General features: G+C 71.3%; 25 protein-coding genes. 12 read left to right on the forward strand and 13 right to left on the reverse strand.

The features are described 5' to 3' along the window. Positions 1-34 precede the first annotated feature (34 nt). Positions 35-631 carry a TetR/AcrR family transcriptional regulator gene (locus tag ADK54_RS00580; RefSeq protein ID WP_053723444.1) on the forward strand — a complete coding sequence of 199 codons (597 nt, stop codon included), beginning with the start codon at positions 35-37 and terminating at the stop codon, positions 629-631. 12 nt (positions 632-643) lie between these two features. Here the strand turns inward: ADK54_RS00580 and ADK54_RS00585 are convergent, their stop codons facing one another. The 6 genes from ADK54_RS00585 to ADK54_RS00610 form a co-directional block, all read right to left on the reverse strand. Next, positions 644-1858: an acyl-CoA dehydrogenase family protein gene (locus tag ADK54_RS00585; protein ID WP_053723445.1), complete on the reverse strand. Its 1215-nt coding sequence runs from the start codon at positions 1856-1858 to the stop codon at positions 644-646. A gap of 9 nt (positions 1859-1867) precedes the next feature. Then, on the reverse strand, positions 1868-2890 hold the full coding sequence (locus ADK54_RS00590; RefSeq protein WP_053723446.1) for a phosphotransferase family protein: 1023 nt from the start codon (positions 2888-2890) through the stop codon (positions 1868-1870). 112 nt (positions 2891-3002) lie between these two features. Next, positions 3003-3323 (reverse strand): DUF202 domain-containing protein, encoded by a 321-nt coding sequence (locus tag ADK54_RS00595; protein WP_053723447.1) that lies wholly within the window; start codon positions 3321-3323, stop codon positions 3003-3005. After that, entirely contained in the window at positions 3323-3715 is a 393-nt protein-coding gene (locus tag ADK54_RS00600; protein ID WP_053723532.1) for a YidH family protein, read from the reverse strand. The genes ADK54_RS00595 and ADK54_RS00600 overlap by 1 nt, the downstream gene beginning before the upstream one ends. 38 nt (positions 3716-3753) lie before the next feature. Beyond that, positions 3754-4269, reverse strand: a complete 516-nt coding sequence (locus ADK54_RS00605) for an NUDIX hydrolase (RefSeq protein ID WP_053723448.1) — start codon at positions 4267-4269, stop codon at positions 3754-3756. Between the two features lie 38 nt (positions 4270-4307). Next, positions 4308-5204 carry a DMT family transporter gene (locus ADK54_RS00610; RefSeq protein ID WP_053723533.1) on the reverse strand — a complete coding sequence of 299 codons (897 nt, stop codon included), beginning with the start codon at positions 5202-5204 and terminating at the stop codon, positions 4308-4310. Between the two features lie 166 nt (positions 5205-5370). Between ADK54_RS00610 and ADK54_RS00615 the strand changes: the two genes are divergently transcribed. Next, a complete protein-coding gene (locus ADK54_RS00615) occupies positions 5371-7026 on the forward strand; it encodes an FAD-binding dehydrogenase (protein ID WP_053723449.1) in 1656 nt (551 codons plus the stop codon). Here ADK54_RS00615 and ADK54_RS00620 read toward each other — a convergent pair. Next, positions 7023-7463, reverse strand: coding sequence for an ASCH domain-containing protein (locus ADK54_RS00620; protein WP_053723450.1), 441 nt, complete (start codon positions 7461-7463; stop codon positions 7023-7025). The genes ADK54_RS00615 and ADK54_RS00620 overlap by 4 nt on opposite strands. A gap of 189 nt (positions 7464-7652) precedes the next feature. On the opposite strand from ADK54_RS00620, the gene ADK54_RS00625 reads away from it, so the two are divergent. The 4 genes from ADK54_RS00625 (at position 7653) to ADK54_RS00640 (ending at position 11689) form a co-directional block, all read left to right on the forward strand. Then, positions 7653-8603, forward strand: coding sequence for a hypothetical protein (locus tag ADK54_RS00625; protein ID WP_053723451.1), 951 nt, complete (start codon positions 7653-7655; stop codon positions 8601-8603). Positions 8604-8677: 74 nt separating this feature from the next. Next, positions 8678-10267, forward strand: a complete 1590-nt coding sequence (locus tag ADK54_RS00630) for an APC family permease (RefSeq protein ID WP_078966041.1) — start codon at positions 8678-8680, stop codon at positions 10265-10267. 83 nt (positions 10268-10350) lie between these two features. Next, positions 10351-11082, forward strand: coding sequence for a molybdopterin-dependent oxidoreductase (locus ADK54_RS00635; protein WP_053723452.1), 732 nt, complete (start codon positions 10351-10353; stop codon positions 11080-11082). Further along, entirely contained in the window at positions 11024-11689 is a 666-nt protein-coding gene (locus ADK54_RS00640) for a cytochrome b/b6 domain-containing protein (protein ID WP_078966042.1), read from the forward strand. The genes ADK54_RS00635 and ADK54_RS00640 overlap by 59 nt, the downstream gene beginning before the upstream one ends. Here the strand turns inward: ADK54_RS00640 and ADK54_RS00645 are convergent. Together ADK54_RS00645 and ADK54_RS00650 are read right to left on the reverse strand one after the other, a co-directional pair. Next, the gene (locus ADK54_RS00645) at positions 11675-13081 is read right to left on the reverse strand and encodes a gluconate:H+ symporter (protein WP_053723453.1); all 1407 of its coding nucleotides are present in this window, start codon (positions 13079-13081) and stop codon (positions 11675-11677) included. The two genes, ADK54_RS00640 and ADK54_RS00645, sit on opposite strands and share 15 nt — an antisense overlap. Positions 13082-13093: 12 nt before the next feature. Continuing rightward, positions 13094-13603 carry a gluconokinase gene (locus ADK54_RS00650; protein ID WP_053723454.1) on the reverse strand — a complete coding sequence of 170 codons (510 nt, stop codon included), beginning with the start codon at positions 13601-13603 and terminating at the stop codon, positions 13094-13096. A gap of 160 nt (positions 13604-13763) precedes the next feature. Here ADK54_RS00650 and ADK54_RS00655 point away from each other — a divergent pair, with 160 nt between their 5' ends. Beyond that, positions 13764-14465: a FadR/GntR family transcriptional regulator gene (locus tag ADK54_RS00655; RefSeq protein ID WP_053723535.1), complete on the forward strand. Its 702-nt coding sequence runs from the start codon at positions 13764-13766 to the stop codon at positions 14463-14465. 252 nt (positions 14466-14717) lie between these two features. Further along, positions 14718-16175, forward strand: a complete 1458-nt coding sequence (locus ADK54_RS00660; RefSeq protein ID WP_053723455.1) for an amino acid permease — start codon at positions 14718-14720, stop codon at positions 16173-16175. 58 nt (positions 16176-16233) lie between these two features. On the opposite strand, the gene ADK54_RS00665 is transcribed toward ADK54_RS00660, so the two are convergent. Next, positions 16234-16941 (reverse strand): TetR/AcrR family transcriptional regulator, encoded by a 708-nt coding sequence (locus ADK54_RS00665; protein ID WP_053723456.1) that lies wholly within the window; start codon positions 16939-16941, stop codon positions 16234-16236. 117 nt (positions 16942-17058) lie between these two features. Between ADK54_RS00665 and ADK54_RS00670 the strand changes: the two genes are divergently transcribed. The 4 genes from ADK54_RS00670 to ADK54_RS00685 all read left to right on the forward strand — a co-directional run bounded on the left by ADK54_RS00670 (position 17059) and on the right by ADK54_RS00685 (position 22044). Beyond that, positions 17059-18552, forward strand: a complete 1494-nt coding sequence (locus ADK54_RS00670; protein ID WP_053723457.1) for an APC family permease — start codon at positions 17059-17061, stop codon at positions 18550-18552. 61 nt (positions 18553-18613) lie between these two features. Beyond that, on the forward strand, positions 18614-20257 hold the full coding sequence (locus ADK54_RS00675; RefSeq protein WP_053723458.1) for an amidohydrolase: 1644 nt from the start codon (positions 18614-18616) through the stop codon (positions 20255-20257). 66 nt (positions 20258-20323) lie between these two features. Then, positions 20324-21409: an S-(hydroxymethyl)mycothiol dehydrogenase gene (locus tag ADK54_RS00680; RefSeq protein WP_053723459.1), complete on the forward strand. Its 1086-nt coding sequence runs from the start codon at positions 20324-20326 to the stop codon at positions 21407-21409. Beyond that, complete coding sequence (locus ADK54_RS00685) at positions 21409-22044, forward strand: MBL fold metallo-hydrolase (protein WP_053723460.1); 636 nt, start codon at positions 21409-21411, stop codon at positions 22042-22044. The genes ADK54_RS00680 and ADK54_RS00685 overlap by 1 nt, the downstream gene beginning before the upstream one ends. A gap of 63 nt (positions 22045-22107) precedes the next feature. Here the strand turns inward: ADK54_RS00685 and ADK54_RS00690 are convergent, their stop codons facing one another. From ADK54_RS00690 to ADK54_RS00700, 3 genes are read right to left on the reverse strand one after another with little or no spacing between them, the layout of a single operon-like run. After that, complete coding sequence (locus tag ADK54_RS00690; RefSeq protein ID WP_053723461.1) at positions 22108-22977, reverse strand: amidohydrolase family protein; 870 nt, start codon at positions 22975-22977, stop codon at positions 22108-22110. Continuing rightward, positions 22974-23288 carry an L-rhamnose mutarotase gene (locus tag ADK54_RS00695; protein ID WP_053723462.1) on the reverse strand — a complete coding sequence of 105 codons (315 nt, stop codon included), beginning with the start codon at positions 23286-23288 and terminating at the stop codon, positions 22974-22976. Before ADK54_RS00695 ends, ADK54_RS00690 begins: the two co-directional genes overlap by 4 nt. Next, positions 23285-24229, reverse strand: coding sequence for an aldo/keto reductase (locus tag ADK54_RS00700; protein WP_053723463.1), 945 nt, complete (start codon positions 24227-24229; stop codon positions 23285-23287). The genes ADK54_RS00695 and ADK54_RS00700 overlap by 4 nt, the downstream gene beginning before the upstream one ends. Positions 24230-24281 lie beyond the last annotated feature (52 nt).

Genomic DNA, 24281 nt, shown 5'->3' on the forward strand with positions numbered 1-24281 from the left:
AGCTTCGCGCACGTACGAGAGAAAGGTGGCGGCGATGGCCAAGGCGACGGACACAAGCGGCACCACCCCCGTCCCCCAGCGGCTGCTCGCCGCCGCCACCCGCCTCTTCGCGGAGAACGGCTACGACCGCACCTCCGTGCAGGAGATCGTCGAGGCGGCGGGAGTCACCAAGGGCGCGCTCTACCACTACTTCGGCTCCAAGGAGGACCTCCTCCAGGAGGTGTACGCGCGGGTGCTGCGGCTCCAGCAGGAGCGGCTCGACGCGTTCGCCGACGCGGACGAACCCGTCGAGCGGCGGCTGCGCGAGGCGGCCGCCGACGTGGTGGTGACCACCATCGACAACCTCGACGACGCGGCGATCTTCTTCCGCTCGATGCACCACCTCAGTCCGGAGAAGAACAAGCAGGTCAGGGCCGAGCGGCGGCGCTATCACGAGCGGTTCCGCGCGCTCATCGAGGAGGGGCAGGCCGCCGGGGTGTTCTCCACCGCGACCCCGGCCGACCTGGTGGTGGACTACCACTTCGGTTCGGTCCACCACCTGTCCACCTGGTACCGCCCGGACGGCCCCCTCAACGAGCAGCAGGTCGCCGATCACCTGGCCGACCTGCTGCTGCGCGCGCTGCGTCCCTGAACCATCCGGACGCTACAGGTACTTCTTCAGCTCGCGGCGGGCCAGTGAGCGCTGGTGGACCTCGTCCGGGCCGTCCGCGAGCCGCAACGTCCTTGCCGCGGCCCAGAGTTCGGCCAGCGGGAAGTCCTGGCTGACGCCGCCCGCGCCGTGCAGCTGGACCGCGTCGTCGATGATGCCGACGACCGTGCGCGGGGTGGCGATCTTGATCGCCTGGATCTCGGTGTGCGCCCCGCGGTTGCCCACGGTGTCCATCAGCCAGGCCGTCTTCAGGACGAGCAGCCTGAGCTGCTCGACCGCGACTCGGGCGTCCGCGATCCACTCCTGGACCACGCCCTGCTGGGCGATGGGCTTGCCGAACGCCGTACGGGACACGGACCTTCGGCACATCAGCTCGATCGCCCGCTCGGCCATGCCGATCAGCCGCATGCAGTGGTGGATCCGGCCCGGCCCGAGCCGCGCCTGGGCGATCGCGAAGCCGCCCCCGGCCTCGCCGACCAGGTTGCTCGCGGGCACCCGGGCGCCGTGGAAGACGACCTCGGCGTGACCGCCGTGGGAGTGGTCCTCGTAGCCGTACACCTGCATGGCGCGGCGGATCTCGACGCCCGGGGCGTCGCGCGGGACCAGGATCATCGACTGCTGGCGGCGCACGTCGGCGTTGGTGGGATCGGTCTTGCCCATCACGATGAAGATCTTGCAGTCCGGGTTCATGGCGCCGGAGATGTACCACTTGCGCCCGGTGATGACGTACTCGTCACCGTCCCGCTCGATCCGCGTCTCGATGTTGGTGGCGTCCGAGGAGGCGACCTCCGGCTCGGTCATCGCGAACGCGGAGCGGATCTCCCCGGCGAGCAGCGGCTCCAGCCACTGCTTCTTCTGCTCGTCCGAGCCGAACTGGGCGAGCACCTCCATGTTCCCGGTGTCCGGGGCCGCGCAGTTGAGGGCGGTGGGCGCCAAGTGCGGGGAGCGGCCGGTGATTTCGGCCAGCGGGGCGTACTGGAGGTTGGTGAGCCCCGCGCCGTACTCCGCGTCGGGCAGGAACAGGTTCCACAGGCCCTGCCTGCGCGCCTCGGCCTTGAGGTCCTCCACCACCTGCGGGGTGTCCCACGGGGAGGCGAGCAGGGCGCGCTGCTCGGCGGCGATCGCCTCGGCGGGGTGGACGTGAGTGTCCATGAAGGCGAGGAGCTTGGTCCGCAGTTCTTCGGTGCGGGTGTCGAATGCGAAGTCCATGAGGGGCGTTCAGCCTTCCTGAAGGGTGGTGAGGCCGTGCTCGATGAAGACCGGGACCAGCTCGCCGATGCGGTCGAAGCCGGCGCCCACCGTCTGGCCGAGGGTGTAGCGGTAGTGGATGCCTTCGAGGATCACGGCGAGCTTGAACCAGGCGAACGCGGTGTACCAGGAGATGGCGGAGGTGTCGCGGCCGGAGCGGGCCGCGTAGCGTTCGATCAGTTCGGCGGGGGAGGGGTGACCGGCCGCGCCGGCCGTGGTGGAGACCGGCGAGTTCGGGACTTCAAGCTTCGCGCTGTACATCACGAGCAGGCCGAGGTCGGTCAACGGATCGCCCAGCGTGGACATTTCCCAGTCCAGAACCGCCTTGATCCGGTCGTCGTCGCCGATCAGCACGTTGTCGAGGCGGTAGTCGCCGTGGACGACGGTCGGGGTGGGCGAGACGGGGAGCTCACGGCCGAGGGCGGCGTGCAGCTCGTCGATGCCGGCCAGGTCGCGGTTGCGGGAGGCTTCGAGCTGCTTGCCCCAGCGGCGCAGCTGCCGGTCGAGGAAGCCCTCGGGCCGCCCGAAGTCGCCGAGCCCGACGGCCGCGGGGTCCACCGCGTGCAGCTCGACGAGCGTGTCGACCAGCGCGAGCACGGCCGCCCGGGTCCGCTCGGCGCCGAGCGGTGCGAGCTGTTCGGCGGTGCGGTACGGCGTCCCGGCCACGTACTCCATGACGTAGAACGGCGAGCCGAGCACCGACTCGTCCTCGCAAAGGAGCACCGGCTCGGGCACCGGGACGGCCGTGGGGTGCAGGGCGCTGATCACCCGGTGCTCGCGCTTCATGTCGTGCGCGGTGGCGAGCACATGGCCCAGCGGCGGGCGCCGCACGACCCACTGGCCCACTCCGTCCGTGACGATGTACGTCAGGTTGGAGCGGCCCCCCTCGATCAGCCGGGCCCTGAGCGGTCCGCTCACCAGACCCGGCCGCACGCGGTCGAGGTAAGTCCGCAGCTGCTCCGGGTCGAGGCCTGGCGGGGGGACTGTGCTCATGTTCGGCACCTCCGGAACGGGGTCGGGCGTCCTGTCCGGAGACAGGCTACCGACCAGTCGGTATGCCGTCCAGGGTGGGCCGCGGATTTCGGCGTACCGAAGGAGGTGGGTGTCAGAACAGTATGGCGAGGGCGAAGCAGGCCAGGGCCACCGTGCAGGCGGCCGTGGCGATCGCGGCGCGCACTGTCAGGACCCGGGGCGGTGCGGCGCGGCTCAGGGTCTGGATGCGGCGGTGCGCGACGGCCAGGAACCCGAGCCACACAAGGCCGCTGAGCGTCAGCGCGACGAGCCCGAGCGGTGAACTCCCTTTGTGCACCGCCTGTTTGGCGGCGAGTACGGCGGCCACCGTGCAGGACAGCGTGGTGCGCCGCCAGGCGAGCCGGGTCCGCTCCGGCTGGAGCCCCGGGTCCCGGGCGGGCACGGGCGGGGGCATCAGCCGGCCCAGCCGAAGACGACGACCACCACCATCACCACGGCTACGACCGCGACGGCGAGGCTCAGGAGAGTGGGGAACCGCGACACCGGCAGATCCTCGCCGCGCCGCATGGCCCGCTCGCAGCGCACCCAGTGGTTCACCGCCCGCAGCGCGCAAAGGACCCCCGCGGCGAGCAGCGCGAAGGCGAGCGCGACCCGGACGCCCCAGCGCAGGTCGGGCAGGAACTGATCGACCGCGAAACCGCCCCCGACCAGCGCGAGCGAGGTCCTGATCCAGGCCAGGAAGGTGCGCTCGTTGGCGAGCGAGAACCGGTAGTCGGGGGTCTCGCCCTCCTCGCCGATGCGCTGGGGCGCGAACCACAGCCGCAGGGTCTGCACGATCGTGATCACCCGCCGCACCCTACCCGGCGGTACCCGGACACGGGCTCTCAGGACAGGCCGACCCCCGACGCGCGCAGCCGCCGCCAGGCCGCGAGGCCGTCCGGCACCCACTCCCACGCCCCGATCCGGCGCTCCAGCTCGGCGAGCGGCAGGAAGTCGTGCCAGGCGACCTCCTCGACCTGCGGATTCACCGGGAGCTCGCAGCGCACCTCGTACACGGCCGACCACCAGCTCTGCTCGCCGTTCTCGTAGAGGAACTTGAACAGCGGCACGGGCCGCGGAAGCCCCGAGACCCCGAGCTCCTCCTCGGCCTCGCGCAGCGCCGCGGCGTCGTACGACTCGCCCGCGCCGACCACCCCGCCGACGAACATGTCGTACAAGGAGGGGAAGACGAGCTTCTGCGGGGTGCGGCGGTGCACGAAGATCCGGCCCGCCGCGTCCGTGGCCAGGATGAACACGCAGCGGTGCCGCATGTTCCGGGCGTACGCGTCGGCGCGCCGGGCCTGCCCGATCACGGTGTCCTGCTCGTCGACGATGTCCAGGATTTCGTCAGCCGGATTCATGGGGCCATGAAATCACCGACTCGCGCGGCGCCTGCCTCTCAGTGCGGCTGAAGGTCGCGGGCTTCCTCCTGCGGCGCGGTGCCCGACGGCATCGCCGGATGCAGCCCGAGCAGCACGATGCCCGCCACGATCGCCGCGAGCCCGGCCGCCTCCCAGGCCAGCGCGCCCGAGTCGGTGCGCAGCCGGTCGCCGAGGAAGCCGACCCCGCAGGCGATCCCGGCGAGCGGCTGGGCGGCCGTCAGGGCGGGCAGCGACATCCGCAGCGGGGCCGTCTCGAAGGCGCTCTGGACCAGGACCAGGCCGGTCACCCCGAGCGCGATCACCCCGTACGGCTGCCAGCTCGTCATCAGCTCCGGCCAGCCGCCGCCCGACAGGCGCTGGCCGCTGATCCGGGTCAGCGCGTCCTGGAGTCCGTACAGCAGGCCCGCGGCGATGGCGAGCATCACCGGAGCCGCGACGCTCAGCCGATCGTGTTTGGCGAGGCCCGCCAGCATCAGCGCGATCCCGACCACCAGGCCCACGATCAGCCAGTGCCGCAGCGCCCCCGCCTCCGAGACGCTGCCGTGCGGCTGGCCGGCCACGATGAACGCGGTCACCCCGCCCGCCAGCAGCGCGAGCCCCGCCCAGCCCTGGCGGCCCAGCGGCTGGCGGGTCCAGAGTCTGGACAGCCACATCGCGAAGAACAGGTTCGTCGCCACCAGCGGCTCGACGAGCGAGACCTCGCCCCAGCCCAGCGCGAGGGCGCTGAGCACCATGCCCGCCACCATCAGGCCTATCCCGGCCAGCCAGCGCGGCATCCGCACCAGGTCGAGCAGCAGCCGCGGCGACATGAAGTCGCCGATCGGGGCGTGCTGCGCCGCGTTCTGCTGCAGCACGAAGCCCGAGCCCAGACAACACGCTGCGCTCACGGCGAGGACGAGGACCAGAACCGACACGACGTACACCTCAAGTACGGCCGGGGGGAGCCGACTTGGCCGACGATAGCGCCCCGGGGGCGCGGCTGCCTCCTGGGTGCCCGCACCCGGGCGGTTGACGCCGGGTGACCGCCCGCCGAAGATCTGACGCACGGGTAACTTGGCGGACGAGCGGAGTGACGGGCCCATGGCGTACGACGCCGATGTGATCGTGGTCGGGGCAGGGCTCGCGGGCCTGGTGGCCACGGCCGAGCTGGCGGACGCCGGCAAGAAGGTCATCCTGCTCGACCAGGAGCCCGAGCAGTCGCTCGGCGGCCAGGCCCATTGGTCCTTCGGTGGGCTCTTCCTCGTGGACTCGCCCGAGCAGCGCCGCATGCGGATCAAGGACAGCCGGGCCCTCGCGCTCCAGGACTGGTACGGGACCGCGGGCTTCGACCGGGACGAGGACCACTGGCCGCGCAAGTGGGCGGAGGCCTACGTCGATTTCGCGTCCGGCGAGAAGCGGGCGTGGCTGCACGCCCAGGGAGTCCGGTTCTTCCCCGTGGTGGGCTGGGCCGAACGGGGCGGTTACGACGCCAACGGGCATGGCAACTCCGTTCCCCGCTTCCACATCACCTGGGGCACCGGGCCGGGCATCGTGGCCCCGTTCGAGCGGAGGGTGCGGGAGGCCGCCGCCCGGGGGCTTGTCCAGTTCGGGTTCCGGCACCGCGTGACCGGCCTCGGGCGCACTGCCGGGGCCGTCGACACCGTGACCGGCGAAGTCCTGGAGCCGTCCGGCGCCGCGCGCGGGACCGCGTCCACCCGGACCGTGACCGGTTCCTTCGAGCTTACGGCGCAGGCGGTCATCGTGACCAGCGGCGGCATCGGAGGCAACCACGGCCTCGTGAGGTCACAGTGGCCCCAGCGGCTCGGCACCCCGCCCGAGCACATGCTCTCCGGCGTGCCCGCCCATGTCGACGGCCTCATGCTCGGCATCGCGGAGGCGGCCGGCGCACACCACATCAACCGCGACCGGATGTGGCACTACACCGAGGGCATCCAGAACTGGAACCCGATCTGGGCCCGGCACGGCATCCGCATCCTGCCCGGCCCCTCCTCGCTCTGGCTGGACGCGCGCGGCAACCGGCTGCCCGTGCCGCTCTTCCCCGGCTTCGACACCCTTGGCACGCTCGACCACATCATGAAGACCGGCCACGACTACACGTGGTTCGTGCTCGACCAGAAGATCATCGGCAAGGAGTTCGCGCTGTCGGGCTCCGAGCAGAACCCCGACCTCACCGGCAAGTCCGTACGCGGTGTCATCGGTCGGGCCCGGGCCGATGTGCCGGGCCCGGTGAAGGCGTTCATGGACCACGGCGCCGACTTCGTCGTGGAGAGGGACCTGGCCTCGCTGGTGCGCGGCATGAACGCGCTCACCAAGGAACCCCTGATCGACGAGGCCGCGCTGCGCCGCGAGATCGTGGCCCGCGACCGCGAGATCGCCAACCCGTTCACCAAGGACCTCCAGGTCACCGCCATCCGGGGGGCGCGCAACTACCTCGGCGACAAGCTCATCCGCACCGCGGCCCCGCACCGCATCCTGGATCCGAAGGCGGGCCCGCTGATCGCGGTCAAGCTGCACATCCTGACCCGCAAGTCGCTCGGCGGCCTGGAGACCGACCTCTCCTCCCGCGTCCTCACGGCGGGTGGCGAACCCCTGCCGGGCGTGTACGCGGCGGGGGAGGCGGCCGGCTTCGGCGGCGGCGGCGTCCACGGCTACCGCTCCCTGGAGGGCACGTTCCTCGGCGGCTGCATCTTCTCGGGCCGAGCGGCGGGCAGGGCGGCGGCGAAGGCGGTGTCCTAGGACTTACCCGGTGAGGCCACCCGCTCCACCAGCCGGAACCGGGTGGCGATCACGAGGGTCTCGTCGGTGACCTCGAAGGCCGGGTCGCCAACGGCTTCCAGCATCTCCGGGCTGTGCCAGAACTTCTCGTGGTTGGCGCGCCACCCGGCGACGGACTCGTCCCCCTCGCCCTCGTCGATCGCGTGCTGGAGGTCGACCTCGGCCAGCGGCAGGACCCGCACGTCGGTCACCTCGATCACGGCGACCGTCTCGCCCGCCGAGTCGATGACGCGGCTGCGTTCGCCGACGTACGGCAGCGGATCGCCCGCGTGCTCGTAGTCGGCGAGCAGCCCGGTCGTCGAGGTCTTCGCGCCGCTGAGCACCGCCGAAACCAGCTGGTCACGCAGGGGACCCGGAAAAGCCAACAGAAATTCGGGCAAGGGCTGTTGTTCGCTCATGGGACCAGCCTATGTCGGTCGCCGTGGGCTCAACTCCCTTGAACAAGGCTCACGTTCGCTGATCAAACAAGGGCCGAACGGCCTTGACGCGGAGCATTGGGTACCGCTTTGCTGTCGGCGACCATCGCGCACGTGTTCAGCGTTCACATGTGTGCCCGCACGGCATCACCTCACACAGGAAGTACGCGGATGTCCCCGCCTCCGCCCCCGCTCGGCCGCCCCCGCCGACGGGGCAGCCGGTCGTTCGACCCGGCCCTCGACGACACCGAACTCGCCACGGTCCGGGACCAGTTGGCGCAGGGCCGGTGGACCAGGGTCCGCTCGCTGCTCGGCGCGACCGGCGACGACTGGGACCGCCGCGGCCACCGGCTCACCGTGCTCGCCGAGCCCGCCACCAGCGCCGTCTGGGCCCGCGAATGGCTGCTCGCCGAACCCGACAGCGCGGATGCCGCGGCCCTGTTCGCCTGCGCGAGCGTCCAGCGGTGCCTACGCGGCAAGGAGTCCGAGGACCGCGCTCGCCAGGCCTGCCTGACCGCGGCCGGGCGCGCCCCCGCCGACCCCACCCCCTGGCTCGCGCTGCTCGCGCTGGCCCGCGCGTTCGGCACCGAGGACGAGACGGTGCGCGCCTTCGAGGAGGTGCGCACCCGCCACCCCGAACACCACCACGCCCACCACCTGATGGCGGCTCGGCTCGCGGAACGCCGCCCGGGTGAGGGCCCCGACCCGCTGCACGAGGTGTACGAATTCGCCGTCTCCTCGGCCGCCCGGGCCCCCGCCGACTCCCCGCTCGCCCTGCTCCCGCTGATCGCCCACGCCGAGCGCTACCGGGTGCTCGCCGCGGCCGGGGGCCGGCCGGGCGACCCCGCCGCGTCCGGGCACTGGACCGGCCGCCGGGCCGGCCAGGTGATCAGGACCGCGTTCGACTGGTGGCTGGAGTGGGAGCGCGAGGACCACCCCAGGGCCGGCATCGACCTCAACTTCCTTGCCCACGCGAAGCATTGCGAGGGCCGCACCGCCGAGGCCGCCGCCCTGTTCCACCGCATCGGGCGCCACATCACCCCCGCGCCCTGGTCCTACCCCGACCGCGACCCGTACCGGGCCTTCCACGCCGCGCGCAGCGCCGCGCTCGGTTCCGTGTAGCTCGCGGCCCCGGCCCGCATCATGGCCCCACCCCCGTCCTGTTCCGAAGGCAGTACCGAAAGGGCAGACCCCGCATGCCGAGCCAGACCAGCGAGACCGACATCAGAACGTACAAGGGGCAGGACCGGGCGCTGCGCGCCGACCGCCTCGGCACGCCGGGACTGCTGCTCTCGGTCCTCGCGGCGAGCGCGCCCCTGATGGTCGTGGCCGGGGTGATGCCCACCGCGTTCGCCGCGATGGGCGTGGTCGGACAGCCGCTGCTCTTCCTGATCCTCGGCGCGGTCCTCGCCCTGTTCAGCGTCGGGTACGCCGAGATGAGCCGCCACGTGCACAACGCGGGCGCCTTCTACGCGTACATCGCGCGCGGCCTCGGACCGACCGCGGGCGCCGCCGCCTCCTATGTGGCCCTCGCCGCCTACAGCGCGCTCCAGGTCGGCATCTACGGCATGTTCGGCTTCGAGGTGTCCGGGCTGCTCGACACCTACCTCCACGTGAGCATCGACTGGTGGGTGCCCGCGCTGCTCGCGGTCGCCCTCGTCGGCGCGCTGGCCTGGCTGAAGATCGACCTCAACGCCAAGGTGCTCGGGGTGCTCCTGGTCCTGGAGGTCGTGATGGTCGTCGCCTTCGACGGCGCGGCCGTGGCGAAACCGGCCGCCGACGGGCTCTCGCTGCACGCCTTCAACCCGCACAGCCTGAGCGGCGGCAGCGTCGGCATCGCCCTGTGCTTCTGCATCGCCGCGTTCACCGGCTTTGAGCAGGCCCCGGTGTACGCCGAGGAGACCAGCCGCCCGAACGTCGTCGTCAAGCGCGTCATGTTCCTCGCCGTCGGCTTCGTGGCCCTCTTCTTCGCGTTCAGCTCCTGGGCGCTCACGCTGGCGACGGGCCCGCGCGACATCGTCGACTCCGCCCAGAAACAGGGCCCCGGGCTGCTGTTCGCGCTGGCCGACAAGAACCTCGGCTCCACGTTCACCGACGTACTCCACGTCCTGTTCGTGACCGGCATGTTCGCGGCACTGCTCAGCTTCCACAACGTGGTCGCCCGGTACGTGTTCGCCATGGGCCGCGAGGGGCTGCTGCCCGCCGGCTTCGGCCGCACCAGCAGCGCCAGTGGCGCCCCGGCGGGCGGCTCGCTGCTCCAGACCGTGATCTCGGTCGTGGTCGTCGCGGCCTTCGCGCTGACCGATCGCTGGCCGGCCGGCGACCCGACCGCCCCCGTCATGCACCTGTTCACCTGGATGGGCAACGTCGGCGCGCTCGGCGTGATCCTCCTGATGGCCGCGGCCTCGCTCGCCGTGATCGTCTTCTTCGTACGCCGGGGAGCGGCCGGGGCCCAGCTGTGGCGGCTGCTCGCCGCGGGCGCCGCGGGCATCGCGCTGCTCGGCATCGCCGCGTACACCGTCAAGCAGTTCCACGTGCTGGTCGGCGCGGGGCCGGACGACGCGCTCAACTGGGTGCTGCCGGGGATCATCGTCCTCGCGCTGGTGGCGGGCCTGGGCTACGGCCTGGTGCTGCGGGCGCGCAGGCCCGAGGTGCACGCCCGGATCGGCCTGGGCAACGAGGCCTTCCAGCTGGAGCGGACGGCCGCCGCCGAGCGCGGCACCGGTGTGGTGCCGGGCAGCCGTCGGTCCGGGGAGCGGGAGTCGGGCCGCGCCGCCGAGCTGTGAGCCGGCTCGGGGAATTCTGACGGAACGGTGACGGACGGCCGGGGCCCCTGGCAGGACCGGCCCCAGGGTGTTCGAATCGTCGGGTGACACCAGAACCAACGCCGCCGCCCACGCGCGGCGCACCCGTCGGGCGCCGGCTCGTGCTCGGCATGCTCGGCCTCGGCGTGGCCGGGGTCGCCTCGGCGCGCTACGTCCAGGGCGGCCTTGAGTCGTTCCTGGGCGCGGCCGCCGACAAGGACCCGACCGGGCTCACCAATCTGCTGCCCAACGGCGGCGGCTTCCGCTACTACTCGGTCGCCGCCTCCGTGCCGAACCGGAGCGCCACCGACTACCGGCTCACCGTCGACGGCCTGGTCACCAGGCCCGCCACGTACACCCTCGACACACTGCGGGCGCTGCCGCAGACCCGCCTGGTGCGCGATGTGCAGTGTGTGACCGGGTGGCGGGTTCCCGGCACGCCGTTCGCGGGCGTCCAGCTGTCCCGGCTGCTCGACGCGGCGGGGGTGCGGCCGGGCGCCGGGGCGGTCCGCTTCACCTGCTTCGACGGCGCGTACAGCGAGAGCCTCACCCTCGAACAGGCGCGCCGCGACGACGTGTTGATCGCGCTCAGCATGCAGGACAAACCGGTCAGCCACGCCCACGGCGGCCCGGTCCGCCTGTACGTGGCGCCCATGTACTTCTACAAGTCGGCGAAATGGCTGTCCGGGATCACCGTGACGGAAAAGGTCGAGCGGGGATTCTGGGAGGAGCGAGGCTATGACACCGACGCCTGGGTCGGCCGGTCCAACGGACGCGAAGACACCCCCACCTCCTGAACTCCCGCACAGCGTACGGAGGTTCACGCCAGCGGTGCGATGGGTGCACCGGACCACGGCCGCTCTGATGGGCGCCTGTGTGGTCACCGCGGCGATCCTCTACGTCCCGCAGTTCGCCGAGGCCGTCGGCCGCCGGGAGCTGGTGGTGCGGGTGCACGAGATCTGCGGGGTGCTGCTGCCCGCGCCGGTCCTGCTCGGCCTCGCCTCGCGGGCCTTCCGGGCGGACCTCGGTCGCCTCAACCGCTTCCTGCCGTACGACAGGACCTGGCTGCGCACCGTGCTGCGCCGGGAGCGGGAGCCGCGCCCGGCCGGGAAGTTCAACGCGGGGCAGAAGGTGTACGCGGGCTGGATCGCGGGGGCCGCCCTGGTGATGCTGGGCACGGGGCTGCTGATGTGGTTCACGCACCTGGCGCCGATCGAGGTGCGGATCGGATCCACGTTCGTGCACGATTGGCTGTCGCTTGCCGTCGGCATCGTCGTCATCGGGCATGTGTGGATGGCGATCGGCGACCCGGAGGCACGCCGTGGCATGCGCACCGGGTCGGTCGAGCGGCCGTGGGCGAAACGCGAACACCCGTTGTGGGAGCCGGAACTAGACGACGAGTGAAAGGAGCAGCACGAAGCCGAGTGACACGACGGAGATGATCGTCTCCATCACCGACCAGGTCTTGACCGTCTGGCCGACGTTCATCCCGAAGTACTCCTTGACCAGCCAGAACCCGGCGTCGTTGACGTGGCTGAAGAAGAGCGAACCGGCGCCGACGGCGAGTACGAGCAGGGCGGCGTGCGCGGTCGACATGTCGGCAGCGAGCGGTGCCACCAGGCCCGCCGCGGAGATCGTCGCCACGGTCGCGGACCCCGTCGCGAGCCGGATCGCCACCGCGATCAGCCAGGCGAGCAGCAGCGAGGGAATCGCCCAGTCCTTGGAGAAGTCCAGGATCATCCGGCCGACGCCCACGTCGATCAGCGTCTGCTTGAAGCCGCCGCCCGCGCCCACGATGAGCAGGATGCCCGCGATCGGCGCGAGGGACTTCTCGACGGTCGTCGAGATCCGCTCCTTGGTGAATCCGGCCGCCCGCCCCAGCGTGAAGATGCCGACCAGGACGGCCGCGAGCAGCGCGATCAGCGGCGAGCCGACGACGTCGGTGACCCGCTGGACGTGGTTCTTCGGGTCGTCGACCACGATGTCGACCAGCGCCTTGGCCAGCATCAGGACGACCGGCAGAAGCACCGTCGTGATGGTCGCGCCGAAGCTGGGCCGCTTCTCCAGGTCCTCCGAGGGCCGGGTCGGCACCATCTTGTCCGGGGCCGGGATGTCGACCCAGCGGGCGGCGTACTTGGAGAACAGCGGGCCCGCGATGATCACCGTCGGCACGGCGACGACCACGCCGAGCGCCAGCGTCACGCCGAGATTGGCGCCGATCGCGTCGATGGCGACGAGCGGCCCCGGGTGCGGCGGGATCAGGCCGTGCATCACGGAGAGACCCGCGAGCGCCGGGATGCCGATCCGCATGAGCGAGTAGTTGCCGCGCTTGGCGACGAGCAGCACGACGGGGATCAGCAGCACGATGCCGACCTCGAAGAACAGCGGAAGCCCGATGATCGAGGCGATGGCCACCATCGCCCAGGGCATCGCCCGCCCGCCGGACTTCCCGGCCCTGGCCAGGATGGTGTCGACGATCTGGTCCGCGCCGCCGGAGTCGGCGAGCAGCTTGCCGAGGATCGCGCCGAGCGCGATCAGCACGCCGACGCCCGCGACCGTGCTGCCGAGGCCGCCGCTGAAGCTGGCGATGGCCTTGTCGAGCGGGGCGCCCGCGAAGGCGCCGAGCGCCAGCGAGCCGATGGTCAGGGCCAGGAAGGCGTGCAACTTGAACCTGGTGATGAGCAGGACGATGACGGCGATGCCCGCGAGTACGGCAATGCCCAGCTGGGTGTTGCCGGCCGAGGTGATCGGCTGCGTGGCGTCCGCTGCCAGGAACTCGACGCTGAGTCTGGTCACGGTGGGGATTCCTTAGTCGGTGAGCGGTCGCAGCGCGGCGGCGGCCCGCTCCGCGATGTCCTCGGGGGTGCCGGACACGTCGACGGCGACGCCCGCCTCGTCCGGGCCGAGCGGCTGGAGGGTGGCGAACTGCGAGTCGAGCAGCGCGGCCGGCATGAAGTGCCCCGTGCGCTCGGCCATCCGCCGCTCGATGAGCGCGCGGTCGCCGGTCAGGTGCAGGAAGACGAGGCCGGGGGCGGCCGCTCGCAGCCGGTCGCGGTAGCGGCGCTTGAGCGCCGAGCTGGAGACGACGCCGCCGAGCCCGGCCCGGCCGTGCGCCCACGCGCCGATCGCGTCGAGCCAGGGCCGGCGGTCGTCGTCGTCGAGCGGGATGCCCGCGGACATCTTGGCGACGTTGGCCGCGGGGTGGAAGTCGTCGCCCTCGGCATAGGGGACGCCGAGCCGTGCCGCGACCAGCGGCCCGATGGTCGTCTTGCCGGTCCCGGCAACGCCCATCACGACGATGGTCAGGGGGGAGTTCATGCGGGTGGTGCCTCGCTGTCTTCGTCGACATCGATGTCCGTCGCGCACACTCAAACCCATTAGGTACGACATATTCAAGAGGTCGTGATTTAAAAGTCATACTTTTGTGGCCTCGGTGCTGAGGCTCCAGCGCCTCGACGGGGGCCCGTACGCTTGGCCCATGACGACTCAGGCCCGGGGGCTCCACACGCATGTGCTCGACAGCCTGGGCCTGGCGATCACCGCGGGCGAGTACCCGCCGGGCAGCGTGCTGCGCACCGACGAGCTGGCCCAGCGCTTCGACGTCTCGCGCACCGTGATCCGCGAAGTGGTCCGCGTCCTCGAATCCATGTACCTGGTCGAGTCCCGGCGCCGGGTCGGCGTGACCGTGCGGCCGACCGAGCAGTGGAACGTCTACGACCCGCAGGTCATCCGGTGGCGGCTCGCGGGCGCCGACCGGCCGCGCCAGCTGCGCTCGCTCACGGTGCTGCGCTCCGCCGTGGAGCCGGTCGCCGCCGGGCTCGCCGCCCTCAGGGCCACTCCCGCCCAGTGCGCCGACCTCACCGAGCAGGCCCTCGGCATGGTCGCCACCTCGCGCGGGCGCCAGCTGGAGGCGTACCTCGTGCACGACGTCGCCTTCCACCGGATCGTGCTCAACGCGTCCGGCAACGAGATGTTCGCCCGGCTCGGCGACGTGGTGGCCGAGGTCCTCACGGGCCGCACCCACCACCAGGTGATGTTCCCCGACCCGGACCCGGCGGCCGTCACTTTGCATGTGCGGGTGGCCGAGGCGGTCCGTGCACGCGACGCCGCACAGGCCGAGCGGCTGACCCGGGAGATCGCGGTCGGCGCCCTTGAGGAACTGGACGTTCTCGCTCCATAGGTACCCTAGGCAACAAAAAACGCTCAGCGGATACCTTTTAGTTACCTCTGAAACACCTCAAATCTGTCTCTACGTGACATTGGACACTGCCAAACTGTGCCGACAGCCGGGACTATGGGCCGCTGGTCCGTGCCAAGGTGACGACTAGTCCCTGCCAAGGTGACGACTAGTCCCTGCCAAGGTGACGACCTGCATCACCGGTACGGCCGGTCCCGCACGACCGCATGACCCCTCACAAAGGCGAACTACTCCATGAGTGACCGCACCATGCCTGCGGCCGAGACCCAGGATGCCCCCGCGGGGGCATCGACGGGCACCCCCCACATCGACGCCGGTGACGCCGGTTACAGCAAGGACCTCAAGTCCCGCCACATCAACATGATCGCCATCGGCGGCGCGATAGGCACCGGCCTCTTCCTCGGTGCCGGCGGCCGGATGGCGGGCGCGGGCCCCTCGCTCGCGATCGCCTACGCGGTCTGCGGCGTCTTCGCCTTCTTCGTCGTACGGGCCCTCGGCGAGCTCGTGCTCTACCGCCCCTCCTCGGGCGCCTTCGTCTCCTACGCCCGTGAGTTCATGGGCGAGAAGGGCGCCTACACGGCGGGCTGGCTCTACTTCCTGAACTGGTCGACCACGGCCGTCGCCGACATCACCGCGGCCGCGACCTACGCCCACTTCTGGGCCATGTTCAGCAGCGTCCCGCAGTGGGTCTGCGCGCTCGTCGCACTCGCCGTCGTCCTCACCGCCAACCTCATCTCGGTGAAGTACTTCGGCGAGATGGAGTTCTGGTTCGCGATCATCAAGGTCGTGGCCCTCGTCGCCTTCATGCTGGTCGGCATCTACCTCGTGGTCACCCAGCACGACGTGGACGGCTCCACGCCGGGCCTCGCCAACATCACCAGCCACGGCGGCATCTTCCCGATGGGCATGCTGCCCATGCTGCTCGTCATCCAGGGCGTCGTCTTCGCGTACGCCTCGGTCGAGCTGTGCGGCGTCGCCGCCGGCGAGACGGAGAACCCGGCGAAGGTCCTGCCCAAGGCGATCAACTCGATCATGTGGCGCGTCGGCATCTTCTACGTCGGCTCGGTCGTGCTGCTCGCGCTGCTGCTGCCGTACACCGAGTACTCCGAGAACCAGAGCCCGTTCGTCACCGTCCTCGACAAGATCGGGGTGCCGGGTGCGGCCGGCGTGATGAACCTGGTGGTCCTCACCGCGGCCCTCTCCAGCCTCAACTCCGGTCTGTACTCCACCGGCCGCATCCTGCGCTCGATGTCGCTCGCCGGCTCCGCGCCCAAGTTCGTCGGCGTCATGAACAAGGGCAAGGTCCCCTACGGCGGCGTGCTGCTCACCGCCGGATTCGGCGTCCTCGGCGTCGCCCTGAACGGCATCGTCCCCGGCGACGCCTTCGAGATCGTGCTGAACTTCGCCTCCATCGGCATCCTCGGCACCTGGGCGATGATCATGATCTGCTCGCTCCTGTTCTGGCGCCGCGCGCAGCAGGGCCGCCTGCAGCGCCCCTCCTACCAGCTGCCCTGGGCCCCGTACACGCAGCTCGTGACGCTCGCCTTCCTCGCGACCGTGGCGTTCTTGATGTGGTACGGCGGGGGAGTCGGCCGCACCACGATCTACTGCCTCCCGATCATCGCGGCGCTGCTCGTGGGCGGCTGGTACGTCGTCCGCAAGCGCGTCGGCGCGATCGCCTCGGCCGAGTAGACCGGCACTTCAAAGCGGGCGGCACCCCTGGTCACGGGGGTGCCGCCCGCTTTCGTGCTCACGTGCGTACGTGCTGCAAGCGGGACGCGGCCGCCGCGAGCACCATCTCCAGGGCCGCCGGATAGGCACTGCGGCCCATCTCCGCCACCAGCGTCGGCGCGGTCGCGGCCACATGCGGATGGGTGTCCGCCGGGAGCCGCGCGTACCGCTCACGCCACGTCCGCTCCTCCAGGGTCCGGGACTCCTTCGGCAGCGTGAACACGGCCGCGTCGAGGGCCGCGAACGACAGAGCCTGGTCGACGAACACGTGGTAGATCCGCACGGCCTCGGCGTCCGGGAACCCGGCCCCGCGCAGGATCCCGAGGATCGTCTCCACCGACCGCATCTCGTGCACCCGCCCCGTCACCCGGGTGCAGGTGAGCAGCGCCGCCTGCGGATGGGCCTGGTAGTCGGCGTGGATGCGCAGCCCGAGGGAGCGCAGATCGGCCCGCCACTCGCCGGTCGGCCGCCAGACCTTCAGGGTGCGGCCGATGAGCTCGTCGGCCACCGCGAGCAAGAGGTCGTCGGTGTCGTGAAAGTAGCGGTAGAGCGCGCTCGGATCGGCGCCGAGCGCCGTGCCCAGTCGGCGCACGGTCAGCGCCGCCGCGCCGTGCTCGCCGATCAGCCGCAGCGCCGTCTCGACGATCAGTTCCTCGGACAGGACCGTGCCCCGCTTGGTCGGCCGGCGCCGCCGCCGCTCCTCGTCCGGTACGACTCGCTCGCTCATGCGCCGCACCCTACGAAGCGGCGCCCGTTATGACAACAGCGTTGACGCACCGACTTCACCCGGAGTTCGATGTGCCGCCATCGGGGCCGAAAAGCGCCCCTCGGCGAAGGAGCGACCGTGCGCACTCCCTACGGCAGTGACCCACCCGTTCTGCGCAAGAGCCTCGGCGTCCTGGACGGCGTCGCCATCGCGGCCTCCTCCACGGCTGCCACCACCAGCATCGGCATCGGACTCGGCGTCACGGCCGGCGCCGTGGGACTGCACCTCCCGATCGTCATGCTGCTCGCCTTCGTGCCGATCCTGGGCATCGCGAGCGCGTACACGCGGCTCAACAAGGTCGAGCCCAACATGGGCAGCGGCTATGTGTGGGTGGGCCGTTCACTCAGCCCCTGGCTGGGCTTCCTCACCGGCTGGATCGGCATCGTCTCGACCGTCGTCTTCCTCTCCTACACGACCGCCGTCACCGGCTCCGCCCTCATCCAACTCGCCGGCGAGACGGGCCTGCACACGCTCGGCGGGCTGCGCCTGGACCCCGACTCCACGGCCCAGTCCACCGCCATCGGCATCGTGATCCTGGTCGCCGTCACCTTCACCGCGGTCGTCGGCACCCGCTCGGCCGCCGCCCTCCAGAAGTGGCTCCTGGTCTTCGAGTACGCGGTACTGCTCGGCTTCTGCGGCTACGGACTGTTCAAGGGACCGCACCCCTTCAGCCTCGACTGGCTGAACCCGTTCACCATCCCCTCGGGCCAGGCCCTCGCCCAAGGGCTGCTGCTCTCCGTCTTCTGCTACTGGGGCTTCGAGTCGACGTTCAGCGTGAACGAGGAGATCAAGGACCCCGAGGACGCCTCCAAGGCCGGACTGATCACCCTGTTCACCATGCTCGGCCTGTTCCTGCTCGGCTCGTTCGCGTTCCAACGCGTGCTCTCCGAGGACGAGTTGGTGGGCCACGGCGCTCAGGGACTCACCTTCTTCGGCGACCGGCTCGCCGCCCAGCCGCTCGCGGCCCTGCCCCTGGTCGCGCTCACGTTCTCGGCGGTCGCCTCGCTCCAGTCCGGCGTCATCCCCACCGTGCGCGGCATGTTCGCGATGAGCCGCGACCGCACGCTCGGCCCGCTCTGGCTCAAGGTCAGCCCCCGGTACGGGACTCCGGCGGCGGGCACGGTCGCGATCGGCTGCGTCGCGGCGGCCATCGCCGTCCTCTCGCTGCTCATCCCCAAGATCGGCGACCTGATCCTGGCCTCCGTCAACGCCATCGGGATCGTCGTGTCCCTGTACTACGCGCTGACCGCCCTGGCCGCGGCGAGCCGCTTCCGCGGCGCGCTCAAGGAGAGCGTGGGCGAGGCCGTACGCGCCGTGGTGATCCCGGTCCTGAGCGCCCTCTTCCTGCTCGGCCTCGGCGGCTACCTCGGCTGGACCTTCTACACCTCCGCCGACCACTTCGAAGTCAGCCCCGACAACGGCTGGTTCATGCTCCTGTGCCCCACGGTGATGCTGCTCAGCGGCTTCGTCGCCGCGGCCTGGGCCAAGTGGGTAAGGAAATCCCCGTACTTCGTCACGGGCCTCTCGACGATGGAAGGCGATCCGGCGCCGCTGGGCGCGGAAGCCGCCTGAATCACCCGTACCACTCCCTGGCATCCCTGCCCTGACATCCCCGACAGAAAAGGATCCGCACATGCGCCACACCCCCGCCGACCTGGTCTTCACCGGCGGCCCGGTCCTCACCCTGGACGCCGCCCGCTCCCGCGCCACCACCGTGGCCGTCACCGGGGACCGCATCACCGCCGTCGGCCACGACGAGGTGCGCGAGCTGATCGGCCCGAAGACCCGAGTCGTCGACCTGGCGGGGAAGCTGCTGGTCCCCGGCTTCCAGGACGCCCACGTCCACCCGGTGTCGGCGGGCATCGAGCTGGCGCGCTGCGACCTCACGGGCCTCATCACGGCGACCGACACCCTGGCGGCCGTGCGGGCCTACGCCGACGCCCACCCCGAGCAGGAGTGGATCACCGGCGGCGGCTGGTCCATGGAGGCCTTCGAGGGCGGCAGCCCCACCCGCGACCTCCTCGACCGCGTCGTGCCCGACCGGCCCGTCTACCTCCCCAACCGGGACCACCACGGAGCCTGGGTCAACACCCGCGCCCTGACCCTCGCCGGGATCACCCGGGACACCCCCGACCCCGCCGACGGCCGCATCGAGCGCGACGCGACCGGCGAACCCACCGGGCTGCTCCAGGAGGGCGCCATGGACCTGGTCGGCCGGCTCACCCCCCGCTCCACCCCCGCCGACCGGCTCGCCGCCCTGCTGCGCGCCCAGGCTCACCTCCACTCGTACGGGATCACCGCCTGGCAGGACGCGATCGTCGGCAGCTTCGGCTCGATGGACGACCCCGCCGACGCCTATGTGGCCGCCGCCCGCGACGGCTCGCTGACCGCTCGGGTCGTCGGCGCGCTGTGGTGGGACCGCGAGCGCGGCGCCGAGCAGATCCCCGAACTGGTCGAGCGGCGCCGGGAGTTGAGCCACGGCCGGTTCAGCGCCGGATCGGTGAAGATCATGCAGGACGGGGTCGCCGAGACCGGCACCGCGGCCCTGCTCGGCCCCTACCTCGACGCCTGCGGCTGCGCCACCGCCAACACCGGCACCAGCTTCGTCGACCCCGCCGAACTGCGCTCGTACGTCACGCAGTTGGACGCGCTCGGCTTCCAGGCCCACTTCCACGCGCTCGGCGACCGGGCCGTGCGCGAGGCGCTCGACGCGGTGCAGGCGGCCCGCGAGACCAACGGCTGGACCGACACCCGGCCCCACCTCGCCCACCTCCAGATCGTCCACCCCGACGACATCGACCGCTTCCGCGCGCTCGGCGCCACCGCCAACATCCAGCCCCTGTGGGCCTCGCACGAACCCCAGATGGACGAGCTGACCATCCCGTTCCTCGGAGAGGAAAGGGCAGCCTGGCAGTACCCGTTCGCGGCGCTGCTCCACTCCGGGGCGACCGTGGCGGCGGGCTCCGACTGGCCGGTCAGCAGCCCCGACCCGATGGAGGGCATCCACACGGCGGTGAACCGGATCGCCCCCGGCGAGAAGGGCCCGGCCTTCCTCCCCGCGCAGCGGATCACCCTGACGGCGGCGTTCGCCGCGTACACGGCAGGGACGGCTCATGTGAACCACCTGGACGACACGGGCTCGATCCGCGCGGGCGCCCTCGCGGACCTCGCGGTGCTCGACCGCGACCCGTACGCGGCCCCGCCGGAGGAAATCGGCGCGACCCGGGTCCTCGCGACCTACGTCGGAGGCCGACAGGTGCACGACGCCACCTCGTAGCCACCTCATAAGGTGTATTCCAGGTACACCCGAATACGCCCGACGGCACGAACAGGGAGTGGCGGCATGTCGCAGCAGGTCCAAGGGGTCATCGCACCGGGGAAGAACCAGCCCGTACGGGTGGAGACCATCGTGGTGCCCGACCCGGGCCCCGGCGAGGCGGTGGTGCGGATCCAGGCCTGCGGCGTCTGCCACACCGACCTGCACTACAAGCAGGGCGGCATCAACGACGACTTCCCGTTCCTGCTCGGCCACGAGGCGTCCGGGATCGTGGAGTCGGTGGGCGAGGGCGTCACCGACGTCACGCCCGGCGACTTCGTGATCCTCAACTGGCGTGCGGTGTGCGGGAGTTGTCGGTCCTGTCTGCGCGGCCGCCCGCAGTACTGCTTCAACACGCACAACGCGAAGCAGAAGATGACGCTGCTCGACGGAACGGAGCTGTCGCCCGCCCTCGGCATCGGCGCGTTCGCCGAGAAGACGCTGGTCGCGGCGGGCCAGTGCACCAAGGTCGACCCCTCGGTGTCCCCGGCCGTGGCGGGCCTGCTGGGCTGCGGCGTGATGGCCGGCATCGGCGCGGCCATCAACACCGGCAACGTCGGCCGGGGGGACTCGGTCGCGGTCATCGGCTGCGGAGGCGTCGGCGACGCGGCGATCGTGGGCGCGAAGCTCGCGGGCGCGGCCCGGATCGTCGCCGTCGACATCGACGACCGCAAGCTGGCCACGGCCAAGGCGATGGGCGCCACGCACACGGTCAACTCCCGTACGCAGGACGCCGTCGAGACGATCCGCGAGCTGACCGGAGGCAACGGGGCGGACGTCGTCATCGAGGCGGTGGGCCGCCCGGAGACGTACAAGCAGGCGTTCTACGCCCGCGACCTGGCGGGCACGGTGGTCCTGGTGGGCGTGCCCACCCCCGAAATGACCCTGGAACTCCCGTTGTTGGACGTCTTCGGCCGGGGCGGCGCCCTGAAGTCCTCCTGGTACGGCGACTGCCTGCCGTCCCGCGACTTCCCGATGCTGATCGACCTGCACCAGCAGGGCCGGATCGACCTCGGGGCGTTCGTCACCGAGACGATCGCGCTGGACGAGGTCGAAAAGGCCTTTGAGCGGATGCACGAAGGTGACGTTCTGCGCTCGGTGGTGGAGTTCTGATGACCGTTCGCGCACGAATCGATCATCTGGTCACGTCCGGCACGTTCGCTCTCGACGGCGGTACGTGGGATGTCGACAACAACGTGTGGATCGTCGGGGACGACGAGGAGGCGGTCGTCATCGACGCGGCGCACGACGCGGAGGCGATCCTGGCGGCGCTGGGGGGCCGCAGGCTGAAGGCGATCGTCTGCACACACGCCCACAACGACCACATCGACGCGGCGCCGGCACTGTCGGAGGCGACAGGAGCACCGGTTCTGCTGCACCCGGCCGACCTCCCCCTGTGGAGGCAGACGCACCCGAACCGCCCGCCGGACGGCGAACTCTCGGACGGAGAGCGGGTGTCGATCGCGGACGTGGAGCTGGAGGTACTCCACACTCCCGGCCACGCCCCGGGCGCGGTCTGCCTGTACGCCCCGGCGTTGGGCACGGTCTTCACGGGCGACACGCTGTTCGCGGGCGGCCCCGGCGCGACGGGCCGCTCCTTCTCGGACTTCCCGACGATCATCGACTCGATCAGGGAGCGGTTGCTGACCCTGCCGCCGGAGACGGCTGTCCGCACGGGCCATGGTGACACCACGACGGTGGGCGCGGAGGCGCCGTGCGTTGGGGAGTGGGTGGCGCGGGGTCATTGACTCCGGGCCGCGCCCGAATGACATCCCCGGAGGGTCTCGGGAAGGGGCGGGGTGGGGGGAAAGCTAGGCCGGCGGACGCAAGCCGTACGCCCCCCGAGCCGTCCCCCCGAACACCGCCCCCCACTCACCCGCACTCAACCCCAACCCGGCCAGAACCCCGCGAGCGGCCCCCACCACACCCCCGTACGGCGCAGCCAGCACGCACACCGGCCAGTCCGACCCCCACATGACCCGCCCCGCCCCGAACGCGTCGAGCACCGTCTCGGCGTACGGTCGAAGGTCCGCCACGGTCCAGGACGCCCACGCCGCCTCCGTCACCATCCCCGACAGCTTGCACACCGTGTTGGGCAGTGAAGCCAGCGCCCGAACGTCCGAGGCCCAGGGCTCAAGGGCCCCGGAGGCGATGGGCGGCTTCCCCAAGTGGTCCAGCACGAAGGTGAGTCCGGGGTGCAGCGCGGCGACCCGGGCGCAGGCGGGCAGCTGGTCCGCGCGCACCACCAGGTCGTAGGTGAGCCCAGCCGATGCCACGGCCTCCAGCCCGCGCCGCACATCGGCGCGCAACAGCCACCCGGGATCCCTCTCGCCCTGCACCTGGTGCCGGATCCCCACAAGGCGTCCGCCGCCGGGCAGCCCCCGCAGCCGGGCCAGCTCATGGGCGATGTCCGGCGAGGTGAGGTCGGTCCAGCCGACGACCCCGGCCACGAGATCACTGCCGTCCGCGAGCGCGAGGAGCTCCGGGGTTTCCTCGGCCACGGTCACGGTCTGGACGATCACCGTCGCCGCAACCCCGGCGGACGAGGCCTCGGGCCGCAGGTCGTCCAGCGTGAAGTTCCGCCGCAGCGGCGCGAGTTGGGGCCCCGTGATCCAGTCCTGGTCGCGGACGGCCAGATCCCACACGTGATGATGGGAGTCGACGAGACCAGGCCCGCTCACAGCTCCCACACCACCGGCAGCCCCGCCTGCGACGCACCTTCGCTCGAATAATCGTGCACGACATCGAGCAGTTCGCCCATCCGAACCTGCCACGTCACATTCACCGGCAATTCCGCCAACTCGCTCAGCAAATGACCGTAATCCGCGCATTCGATCAAATGGAACAGCTCGGTGCCGCTGCGCCAGATCGTCCAGGACGTGGCCCCGGCGGCGGAGATCGCGGCCCTGAGTTCCGGCGGCACCTCGCGGTGCGCGGCCTCGTACTCCTCGATCCCGTCGGCCCGGACCCGCGTGTGCAGCGCGACCCTCATATGCCCAGCTCCTCCCAGAGCGCGTCCGGCACCGGCGTTGCGAACCTGGCCGCGCTGTCGGCGACTTCGGCCGCCGAACGCGCCCCGACCAGCACGCTCGCCACCGCCGGATGCCGCAGCGGAAACGCCAGCGCGGCGGCCCGCAGAGCGACCCCGTGCCCCGCGCACACCGCCTTGATCTTCAGCGCCCGCTCGACGAGCTCCGGGGGCGCGGCCGCGTAGTCGTACGTCGCGCCGGGCCGCGGATCGGCGAGCAACCCCGAGTTGAAGACCCCGCCGACCACCACGCTCCTGCCGCGCGCGGCGGCCTCCGGCAGCAATTCCTCGGCCGCGCCCTGGTCGAGCAGCGAGTAGCGTCCGGCGCAGAGCACGGCGTCCACGTCCGACTCGCGCAGGAAGCGCGCCAGTAGCCCGGTCTGGTTCATGCCGACGCCTATGGCCCGTACGACACCTTCCGCACGCAGCCGTTCCAGCTCCGGGTACGCCTGCCTGAGCGCCTGCTCGCCGTGGTCGTCCGGGTCGTGCAGATAGGCGATGTCGATCCGGTCGAGCCCGAGTCGCTCCAGGCTGGCCTCGATGCTGCGGCGCACCCCGTCCGCGCTGAAGTCCCAGCGGCGCCGGTGCGAGGCCGGCACGGCGAAACCCTGAGCGAGATCGTCCCCGCCGCCCTCCCAGGGCTCCAGGATCCGGCCGACCTTCGTGGAGAGCGTGTACGCGTCTCGGGGGCGGTCACGCAGCGCGGCCCCCATCCGGCGCTCGGACAGCCCGAGTCCGTAGTGCGGGGCGGTGTCGAAGTAGCGGATGCCCGCGTCCCAGGCGGCGTCGACCGCACCCCGGGCCGTCCCGTCGGACAGCGGACTGAAAAGGTTGCCGAGGGCGGCACCGCCCAAGGACAGAGCGGTCACCGGACAGCGGCCCGCACCCAGCGAGGTAGCACGCATGCCCGCATATTTATCAGACCTTTGCGGGGTTCAGGCACCCCTGAGCCCCCAA

This window comes from Streptomyces sp. WM6378, assembly GCF_001279695.1.
Lineage (GTDB): Bacteria > Actinomycetota > Actinomycetes > Streptomycetales > Streptomycetaceae > Streptomyces.

Excerpts from the sequence above, each read along its gene's own strand:
- ADK54_RS00580 (WP_053723444.1), top strand. The coding sequence starts at position 35 with ATGGCCAAGGCGACGGACACAAGCGGCACCACCCCCGTCCCCCAGCGG.
- ADK54_RS00585 (WP_053723445.1), bottom strand. The coding sequence starts at position 1,858 with ATGGACTTCGCATTCGACACCCGCACCGAAGAACTGCGGACCAAGCTC.
- ADK54_RS00590 (WP_053723446.1), bottom strand. The coding sequence starts at position 2,890 with ATGAGCACAGTCCCCCCGCCAGGCCTCGACCCGGAGCAGCTGCGGACT.
- ADK54_RS00595 (WP_053723447.1), bottom strand. The coding sequence starts at position 3,323 with ATGCCCCCGCCCGTGCCCGCCCGGGACCCGGGGCTCCAGCCGGAGCGG.
- ADK54_RS00605 (WP_053723448.1), bottom strand. The coding sequence starts at position 4,269 with ATGAATCCGGCTGACGAAATCCTGGACATCGTCGACGAGCAGGACACC.
- ADK54_RS00615 (WP_053723449.1), top strand. The coding sequence starts at position 5,371 with ATGGCGTACGACGCCGATGTGATCGTGGTCGGGGCAGGGCTCGCGGGC.
- ADK54_RS00620 (WP_053723450.1), bottom strand. The coding sequence starts at position 7,463 with ATGAGCGAACAACAGCCCTTGCCCGAATTTCTGTTGGCTTTTCCGGGT.
- ADK54_RS00625 (WP_053723451.1), top strand. The coding sequence starts at position 7,653 with ATGTCCCCGCCTCCGCCCCCGCTCGGCCGCCCCCGCCGACGGGGCAGC.
- ADK54_RS00630 (WP_078966041.1), top strand. The coding sequence starts at position 8,678 with ATGCCGAGCCAGACCAGCGAGACCGACATCAGAACGTACAAGGGGCAG.
- ADK54_RS00640 (WP_078966042.1), top strand. The coding sequence starts at position 11,024 with ATGACACCGACGCCTGGGTCGGCCGGTCCAACGGACGCGAAGACACCC.
- ADK54_RS00650 (WP_053723454.1), bottom strand. The coding sequence starts at position 13,603 with ATGAACTCCCCCCTGACCATCGTCGTGATGGGCGTTGCCGGGACCGGC.
- ADK54_RS00655 (WP_053723535.1), top strand. The coding sequence starts at position 13,764 with ATGACGACTCAGGCCCGGGGGCTCCACACGCATGTGCTCGACAGCCTG.
- ADK54_RS00660 (WP_053723455.1), top strand. The coding sequence starts at position 14,718 with ATGAGTGACCGCACCATGCCTGCGGCCGAGACCCAGGATGCCCCCGCG.
- ADK54_RS00665 (WP_053723456.1), bottom strand. The coding sequence starts at position 16,941 with ATGAGCGAGCGAGTCGTACCGGACGAGGAGCGGCGGCGGCGCCGGCCG.
- ADK54_RS00675 (WP_053723458.1), top strand. The coding sequence starts at position 18,614 with ATGCGCCACACCCCCGCCGACCTGGTCTTCACCGGCGGCCCGGTCCTC.
- ADK54_RS00680 (WP_053723459.1), top strand. The coding sequence starts at position 20,324 with ATGTCGCAGCAGGTCCAAGGGGTCATCGCACCGGGGAAGAACCAGCCC.
- ADK54_RS00685 (WP_053723460.1), top strand. The coding sequence starts at position 21,409 with ATGACCGTTCGCGCACGAATCGATCATCTGGTCACGTCCGGCACGTTC.
- ADK54_RS00695 (WP_053723462.1), bottom strand. The coding sequence starts at position 23,288 with ATGAGGGTCGCGCTGCACACGCGGGTCCGGGCCGACGGGATCGAGGAG.
- ADK54_RS00700 (WP_053723463.1), bottom strand. The coding sequence starts at position 24,229 with ATGCGTGCTACCTCGCTGGGTGCGGGCCGCTGTCCGGTGACCGCTCTG.